Origin of the sequence: Planktotalea sp. (assembly GCF_039984035.1) — a bacterium.
Lineage (GTDB): Bacteria > Pseudomonadota > Alphaproteobacteria > Rhodobacterales > Rhodobacteraceae > Planktotalea.
In genome coordinates this window covers 1-8004 of sequence record NZ_JBDWVM010000409.1, presented here as the reverse complement: position 1 = coordinate 8004, position 8004 = coordinate 1, and the positions used below count along the sequence as shown (strand labels likewise).

At 54.7% G+C, this 8004-nt stretch carries 7 protein-coding genes and 1 pseudogene; all 8 read right to left on the bottom strand.

Going from position 1 to position 8004, the window contains the following annotated elements; translation table 11 throughout:
* Positions 1-454, bottom strand: a 454-nt coding sequence (locus tag ABJQ89_RS17880; RefSeq protein WP_348497512.1) for an NAD(P)-binding domain-containing protein, incomplete at its 3' end; no start/stop codon positions are given.
* 38 nt (positions 455-492) lie between these two features.
* Positions 493-1494 carry a Gfo/Idh/MocA family oxidoreductase gene (locus ABJQ89_RS17875; protein ID WP_348497511.1) on the bottom strand — a complete coding sequence of 334 codons (1002 nt, stop codon included), beginning with the start codon at positions 1492-1494 and terminating at the stop codon, positions 493-495.
* Positions 1491-2993: an altronate dehydratase family protein gene (locus ABJQ89_RS17870; RefSeq protein ID WP_348497510.1), complete on the bottom strand. Its 1503-nt coding sequence runs from the start codon at positions 2991-2993 to the stop codon at positions 1491-1493. The genes ABJQ89_RS17875 and ABJQ89_RS17870 overlap by 4 nt, the downstream gene beginning before the upstream one ends.
* A gap of 24 nt (positions 2994-3017) precedes the next feature.
* The gene (locus ABJQ89_RS17865; RefSeq protein WP_348497509.1) at positions 3018-3968 is read right to left on the bottom strand and encodes a phytanoyl-CoA dioxygenase family protein; all 951 of its coding nucleotides are present in this window, start codon (positions 3966-3968) and stop codon (positions 3018-3020) included.
* Positions 3969-3977: 9 nt separating this feature from the next.
* Entirely contained in the window at positions 3978-5609 is a 1632-nt protein-coding gene (locus ABJQ89_RS17860; RefSeq protein WP_348497508.1) for a TRAP transporter large permease subunit, read from the bottom strand.
* Positions 5609-6451 carry a TRAP transporter small permease gene (locus ABJQ89_RS17855; protein WP_348497507.1) on the bottom strand — a complete coding sequence of 281 codons (843 nt, stop codon included), beginning with the start codon at positions 6449-6451 and terminating at the stop codon, positions 5609-5611. Before ABJQ89_RS17855 ends, ABJQ89_RS17860 begins: the two co-directional genes overlap by 1 nt.
* 18 nt (positions 6452-6469) lie before the next feature.
* Positions 6470-7639, bottom strand: coding sequence for a mandelate racemase/muconate lactonizing enzyme family protein (locus ABJQ89_RS17850; protein WP_348497506.1), 1170 nt, complete (start codon positions 7637-7639; stop codon positions 6470-6472).
* 85 nt (positions 7640-7724) lie between these two features.
* Positions 7725-8004, bottom strand: a pseudogene (locus ABJQ89_RS17845) (C4-dicarboxylate ABC transporter substrate-binding protein); the annotation flags it as partial.

Genomic DNA, 8004 nt, shown 5'->3' with positions numbered 1-8004 from the left:
GCTCAACCTTATCAAACGCGGCTTTATCACCAGAGGTCATGATGTTGAGCAAACCGTCCTTTGCGTGTGCAGGTGTGCGCCCCAATGGTGCATCAAGGAACGTGCCACCGGCGGCTGCGACTTCGGTTGCCAAGGTGCGGCTGCTAGAGGGCAGCGATGTGCCGAAATCGACGACTGTTGCACCAGCGCGTAGGCCCGCGATCACGCCTTCATCGCCGCGCATACGGCCCTCAACGTGATCTGAGGTGCCCATGCAGAGCATCACAATATCGCTGGCCTCCGCCACTTCTTTTGCGTTGCCTGCCTCAACCGCGCCGCGCGCAATGGCTGCGTCCAGATAAGTACGGTCTGTGTTGCCCAAAACGGTCAACTGATAGCCTTGGTCTTGCAAACGGCCCGCCATAGCGCCGCCCATAAGGCCGAGGCCGATAAATCCGATTGTTGGTTTGCTCATAGTCATATCCTCTTAAGTCAATTGTTTCGCAGGCTCGCTTAAGAAGCGACTCGCGCCTTCATCTGGGTTATTAGTTGGTTTTCAATGCCAAGCGCAATCGCAAGTGTTTTTGCGGCGTCTGCCACGTCAATTAGCGGATCAGCGCCGTCCATTACATCTAGGAAATGATCAAGCTGCGCATCAAGCGGCACCTTTGCATTTACATTCGCAGCAAACTCCACGCGCTGCGCAGCGCTGCCCCAATCCTGCCCCTGCCAAAGGGTCATCGAAGGGAAGCTGATCGCACCTTTCGTGCCTGTAATCCACAACATATCCTGCTGCGTTGTGCCGATATTCGGGTTCTCGCCTGTGCCCGCTTCAAACCCCCAAGGGCTGGGCGAAGTATCGGCAAAACTGATCGTGCCTGTAACGCCGCCCTCAAAGCCGAGCGCGATAGCGCCGCTCTCGATCCGCGCCGTGCCGCGCAACGAACGCCCCGCAAGCGCGACCGCTTGGGCAATGTCACCCAAAACAAAGCGCAAAAGGTCAATGTCGTGCACAAGGTTGATCATCACCGGGCTGCCACCCGCCGTGCGCCAGTTTCCCTCAAAATAGGCATCGGGTTTGCGCATTGCCCAGATAAGCGAAACGTTAACTACCTCGCCGATTTGACCGCCTTGCACGACTGACTTTAGCTGCTGCACAGGCGCATGATACCTGCGATGATGCCCTACGAGGGAGGCGACATCGCTCGCAGCCAGAACGGCTTCAAGCTTTTGCGCGTCTTCAACCGTTCCCGCGACCGGTTTTTCGATCAATACATGCCAACCACGCTGCACCGCTTCGATACTATGGGCCGCATGCAAATGCGTCGGTGTTGCAATGATCACGCCATCGACGTGGGCATCCACTTCGCTCATGTCGGCAAAGCGTGGTGCATCGCAGGTGATCGACATGTCAGGGTCAACCAAACCGACCAATGTACAATTCGGATGGGCCTTTACCGCGTCCACATGACGAATACCGATGAGACCGCCACCAACAACCAGAATATGTTTCACATGACTGCTCCGATTTGCCAGGGCACGAATTCATGATCCCCTAAACCCTGCGCCTCGGACTTGGACGGCTCGCCGGAAGCGACGCGCAAGAACATCTCATAGATTTCGCGCCCTTTCTCTTCGACGCTAACGCCTTTGGACAGGATTTCACCCGCATCGATGTCCATGTCCTCGCTCATGCGCGTGGCCATGTCTGTGTTCGTCGCGATCTTGATCGTCGGCGCTGGTTTCGATCCAAACGCAGAGCCGCGCCCAGTCGTGAAGCATACCAGATTGCAGCCACCTGCGATTTGCCCCGTGACAGAGGCAGGATCATAGCCCGGCGTATCCATGAACGTGAAACCACGGGCGCGGACCGGTTCGGCGTATTTATAAACGCCTGTCAAAGGGCTGGTCCCCCCTTTGGCAGCAGCGCCCAGCGATTTTTCCAAGATCGTCGTCAGGCCACCAAGCTTGTTGCCTGGACTTGGATTGTTGTCCATCGATCCTTTGTTGCGCGCGGTATAGTCTTCCCACCATTTGATGCGCTCGATCAAACGATCCCCTGTTGCGCGATCCACAGCGCGGCGCGTGAGCAAATGTTCAGCCCCGTAAATCTCGGGCGTTTCAGCAAGCAAGCCCGTCGCCCCCTGCGCAACCAGAAGATCGCAGGCATATCCAAGAGCCGGATTAGCCGTGACCCCAGACCACGCATCAGACCCACCGCACTGCAGCGCGACCATCAATTCGGACACAGGGCATGGAGTGCGCGTCGCTTGATTGGCAATTGGAAGCATGGCTTCGATCTTCTTGATGCCCAGTTCTACTGTACGCCGCAGACCCGCAACATTCTGGATGTTCATTGTCTGAAACGTATCGCTCTGTTTGAGGCCATAAGCCTCTAAGAGCCAATCGATCTGGTTCATCTCACAGCCCAAACCGACCATCAAAACACCGCCGTGATTGGGGTGTTTCGCATAACCCCACATCACACGTTGCAGCGCTTCAAACCCGTCGCCGTCGCCCGCCATGCCGCACCCCGTTCCGTGCACAAAGGCGGCCACGCCATCGACATTGGGAAATTCGGCCAAAACAGCAGGTGTAAAGTGGTCTGCGATCATCCGCGCTGCCGTGGCCGAGCAATTCACAGAGGTCACAATCGCAATGTAGTTACGTGTGCCCACACTACCGTTTTCACGCTGAAACCCCATGAACGTGTCTTGCTTCACAGCTGGCTTCACTTCGCGCAAGTCCGTGGAAAACTCATACTCCATTTCGGTATTTCGAAACGCGACGTTGTGGGTGTGCACATGATCCCCAATCGCGATATCGCAGGATGCATAGCCAATCAGCTGGGCATATTTGCGCACGGGATCGCCCTGCTTCATCGGAGAGCTGGCCACTTTGTGACCCGTCGGAATTTGGGCCGCGACGACAAAGCCTTCGACCGTGTCGCCAATGTTAAGCGCGCGTGTCGCGGTGACGACAGTATCAGATTGATCTAGTCGGACGGTCTTCATGACAGTTACTTTCAAACAACGGGACTAAGCACAAAACGGCGCATCGGATGACCATCTGTGAATATCAATGTGGGGCGCTTGAGCGAGACGCGCACGGGCCTCTAACCACTGCGCTTTGCAGGTTTGCCAATCGCGCATTTCGGTCTCAGGGACCGCGCGAGAACGGGCGATAAAATCAGGGAAATGGGTACGCCCCGTCGGTTGACCCGTTACGCTAAAGCGGATGTCGAATGACCAGCGAAACCCATCGGTGACATTATCCAGCGATGCGTGCGGTGTGAGTGGATGAAACAGAACCGCCCCGCCCGCTTTGACAGGCAAAGGCAAAGCGCCGGTTTCATCAATGAAGCCATCAGCAATGCCGGTTTGCGTGCGCGGACAATGAGGTAAAATTTCTTGATCTTCGACTTGCGGCTGTACTTGGAGACATCCGTTTTCAACGGTTGCATCCGTTATGGCGAGCCAGACCGTCACCATGTCCGTTTGATCCGCCTCCTCCAGCGCAACGGCGCGATCTTGGTGCCAGTCAGTTGCTGCAATATGCGGGCGAATTTCATCGCGCACCAATTTGCGCATGGGCGGCTTTAGGCGCACATGTTGGATCGGGTTGCTGGTGATTTCTGGTCCGATGAGTTGTTCGATCACATCCAGCAATGGGACTGCTGTCAGCATGTCGAAAACCGCTGGACCAATGTGAAATGGTGTATCCGCTTTGATCCGATCCCCCGGCAGCGAAATATCCATGGGTTGGAAATAGTCGCAGCCCGCTTCATAAGCACTGAGGAGCTTGCCCCAGAAGTCCAAACCTTCTGGCGGCACGTGTACCCGTCCTTCTGCAAACCAGTCTGCATACAGTCGATCCAAGAGCTCTGAATATTCGCTCCGCACACTTTCCAGAACGCCTGCAGGCAAAATGTCAGGGACGACCAAATAGCCGTCCCTTTCAAACTGTGTGATTTGCGCGTTGCTGAGCATCCGATCCCCTTAGAGCAACAGCGCGATAATGTTCGGCCAGATCAACAGAACCGACAAAGCCAACAGTTGGATACCAATGAACGGCAGGAAGCCTTTGAAGATATCCGTTAAGCTGATGTGGGGCGGCGCGACCGATTTCAGATAGAACGCAGCAGGACCAAAGGGCGGCGAGAGGAAACTCACCTGCATATTCATACAGAAGACAACCCCAAACCAGATCGCAACATGGCTTGGTTCAAGCTGACCGATGAAGCCAATCTCTTCGATAGGCAGGCGCAACACGATGGGCAAGAACACTGGAATAATCAGGAGAACAATGCCGACCCAATCCATGAACGCACCCATAAAGAGCAAGATCAGCATCATCGTCAGGATCACGGCCATTGTTGGCAGGTCTTTTCCGACGATCAGGTCCGCCACATATTGTGGGCCACCTGCGATGGTGTAGGCACCCGCAAGCGAGGCTGCACCAATCGTCACCCAAATGATTGTGCCAGTGGATTTCAGCGTGCGCATCAGGCTGTCCCAAACCAGCTCGAACGAGCCTTCACCGCGCAAGATCGCGATAATGAGAACTGCCGCTGCACCCATGCCAGCCGCTTCGGTGATACCTGTGATACCGCCGTAGATGGAGCCGAGAACAACACCGATCACCACGATAGGCGCGACGAGGCCTTTGCCCATGTCCCAACCAATCTTGGCGCGTTCTTTCCCGAAGTAGAAGAAGATCAGTGCCAAGGCGATTGCGATTGCACCGATGTACCATGGGATATTGTCGATGGTCCCAAAGCGCGCGAGGTCGCCGCCATTTGCAGCCGCTGCAGCGTTCGAACCAGAGAGCTCGAAGAATGCAGCACGGACCAGCAGAACCGCCGAAAACCCAGCGACAACGATGCTCAGGAACGCACCAAAGAGTTTGCGTTTTTCGGTCGGCTCGGGATCGTTTGGATCAGGTTCCGGCAATGGTGCATCTTCTGGGCGCAGCGTCGTGCGTACAATGATGTAAATGATGATCATCGACGCAAGCATGAAACCCGGAATGAAGGCCGCCGTAAACAGCGCTTTGATCGAGGTCTCTGTGATCAGGCCATAGATGATCAAAACAATAGACGGTGGGATCATCGTACCGAGCGAGCCGGAGGCACAGATCACACCAATCGCGAGGTTCTGATTATATCCCAATCGCAGCATTTGCGGCAGAGCAATCAGACCTAGCAGAACGACTTCGCCTCCGATGATGCCCGACATCGCCGCCATGATCACGGCCATAATAGACGTAACAATCGCGATGCCGCCGCGTGTGCGTGACAGCCAAACGTTGAGCGAAGAATACATGTCCTTGGCGATGCCAGAACGCTCCAGCAGTGACGCCATAAAGATGAACAGCGGCACTGATATGAGCACGTAGTCGGTTAAGAGCCCGTATATCTTCTGCGCGAGGATATATAAGGGCCCGGTCCCCGGCCTCCCCGTAAGAATACCGTCGCCAAAGGTCAAAGGGTTCCAAAGCAACGTCGGCTCAAACTTGAGGACGAGCACCAGCACCGCAAGCGCGGCAGAGGCAAGGCCAAGAGGCATGCCGATAGCTAGCAGCGCAATCAGTGCCAGCATTAAGATCAGTGAGATCGTTCCAATATCCATTAGTCTTGTCCCACCGCTTTTCTGAGGATTTCAATTTCTTCTGCGTCCGGTTCATCCGTGTGAATAACCGGCTCTTTGTTCCAATCCGCGATCAGGTTCAGAACCGCTTGGATCGCAACCAAAGTGATCACAATAAGGACCATCGGCTGCAAGGTCGCTGGGATTGGCGGGTTAAAAGCCGATCCGTAGAGTTCCCATTTATAGAGCTTGTTAACGAAGACTTGCTTGTAGCTGCCGTAGACCAAGAAGAAGGCAAACATGACGATCAATACTGTTGAGATCGTGTCAAAAATCTTCTGAAGCCAACGCGGCACCGCGTCATACAACAGGAAAATGCGGATATGGCTGCGTTGCTGCATCGCGTAAAAGCCGGATGTCAGGAACACGAAGCTCGCAAACCAAAGCGTCATTTCATTGGCCCATTCCGTTGGTTTTTCAACGATATAGCGCATGAAGACTTCGTACAGCATGACTGTCGTCATCACTGCGATCATCATCATCGTAACGCGGCCAACGAATAACGCGGCGCTATCAATCCGGCTCGCGCCTTCATATTCGATGCCCGCTGCGCGCACGGTGCGCGCACCAATCACAAACAAAATGGGGGATATGATCAGGGCCAACAAATCAATGATATCAATGTGTCCGCCAAATATTCCGCCTAGGTTGGGCGTGATATCAGATTCCAGATAGATCGCCTGCACCTGCCCTTTTAAGGACTCAGAGGTGTAAGGGATCCAATCAAGCAAAAAGGCCGGTAGATGCCAAATGAGCCAACTCATAGTGCCGACAAAGGCGAGCGGTATGAGCCACTCGATTATTCCACCTGTTGTCTTTTGCATTCCTGCCTCCTTGTTCGCTTACGCGTCGATTTCGTAATGTTTGATGAAATCACGATCCGGCTCTACGCCGATCCCGTGCCCTGTTGGTATTGCGACGCGCCCTGCATTTGGTTTGACTTGGCCTTGAATATCCAAAGGCTCGGCCAGCAGTTCGTCGCGAAATTTGTTGTCTGTGGTGTCGAATTCTAACATCGGCTCCCATGGGTGCAGACCACCGGGGAGCGGCGGCATCGCCGCAAGCAATTGCAGGTTCGTCGCAACCGCGATCGCGCTGCCCCACACATGGTTAATGACTGGTGTGAAATGCGCATGGCATAGTGCGAGCACGCGCAGATATTCCGACACGCCGCCCAAAGCACAAACCTCTGGCTGGGCGATATCCAATCCACGATTTTCCAGAATGTTGCGCCAACCCCAGCGGTTAAATTCAGCCTCACCGCCGGAAATGTTAACCGTGAGACCCGCCCGCAATTCGCGGTAGCCGTCCAAATCTTCGGGCGCGATGGGTTCCTCGAACCAATAAGCATCGAGTTCTTCAAGTGCGCGTCCCACATAGAATGCGTCAGACGTTGTGTAGGCATGGTTCGCATCAACCATGAATTTGAAATCATCGCCGACGCCGCGGCGAACAGCTTCGCAGAGTTTCACATCAGGTTTCGGTCCGAAACCCGTCTTCATCTTGGTCGCAGCGAAGCCCATGCCCTTAATCGCAGCAGCTTCATCTTCAAACCGCTTGGCCAGATCAGCGACAGGTTCATCGCGCAGCATCATGCCATAGCCATAACACGGAACATCTGTTCGATGCGCGCCGCCAATCAGCTTGTGCAGCGGCAGTTTAGCGACCTTGCCCGCAATATCCCAAAGCGCGATGTCCACGCCTGATAGGGACTGCAGCGGCATGCCCTTTTGCCCATGATCTCGCAGAAGGTTATAGACCTTGTGCCAAATCACGTCCCGATCCATCGGGTCCAGTCCCAGCACCATAGGCTGGATCACTTTTTCAACGATTGCCTTGTTGGCGATTGCCACATTGCCAGGGCCAAAACACTCGCCCCACCCCGTAATGCCCTCTTCCGTTTGCACCTCGACAATATGCGCTGAACGCTTGTCATAGTATTGCTGCGAATACCCAAGCACTTCGGGCATATCGTATTGCAACACGTGAGAGATGATGCGGGTGATTTTCATGAAAACCGAGAGAGCCTAGAGGAAAAACGGCAAGGCCAAATCTATCAGCCTTGCCGTCGGTCGTTCGTTCAGAGCAAGCCTGCGCTTACTTCATCGCGCCCAAGTCTTTCAGGAAGCCAATGTGGCTTTCCAAAAGCGCTTTTGCTTCTGGCGTTGTCGCGAACTCAGTCCAACCGATTTGAACCGCGTCACGGTATGCTTGCAGGTCTTCTGGTGCCCACTCATACAGGTTGATACCTTTTGCGCGCAGGTCTTTCGCTGTCTGTGCGTTCTGAACTTCATTGATCGTCGCGTTGTGCAGCGCGAGACTGTCCATTGCGACTTCCATGATTTTCTGGTGGTGCGCAGGCATCGCATCCCAAACT

What these genes read in the sequence shown, in the direction of transcription:
- ABJQ89_RS17865 (WP_348497509.1), bottom strand. Translation starts at nt 3,968, where the DNA reads ATGCTCAGCAACGCGCAAATCACACAGTTTGAAAGGGACGGCTATTTG.
- ABJQ89_RS17860 (WP_348497508.1), bottom strand. Translation starts at nt 5,609, where the DNA reads ATGGATATTGGAACGATCTCACTGATCTTAATGCTGGCACTGATTGCG.
- ABJQ89_RS17850 (WP_348497506.1), bottom strand. Translation starts at nt 7,639, where the DNA reads ATGAAAATCACCCGCATCATCTCTCACGTGTTGCAATACGATATGCCC.
- ABJQ89_RS17870 (WP_348497510.1), bottom strand. Translation starts at nt 2,993, where the DNA reads ATGAAGACCGTCCGACTAGATCAATCTGATACTGTCGTCACCGCGACA.
- ABJQ89_RS17855 (WP_348497507.1), bottom strand. Translation starts at nt 6,451, where the DNA reads ATGCAAAAGACAACAGGTGGAATAATCGAGTGGCTCATACCGCTCGCC.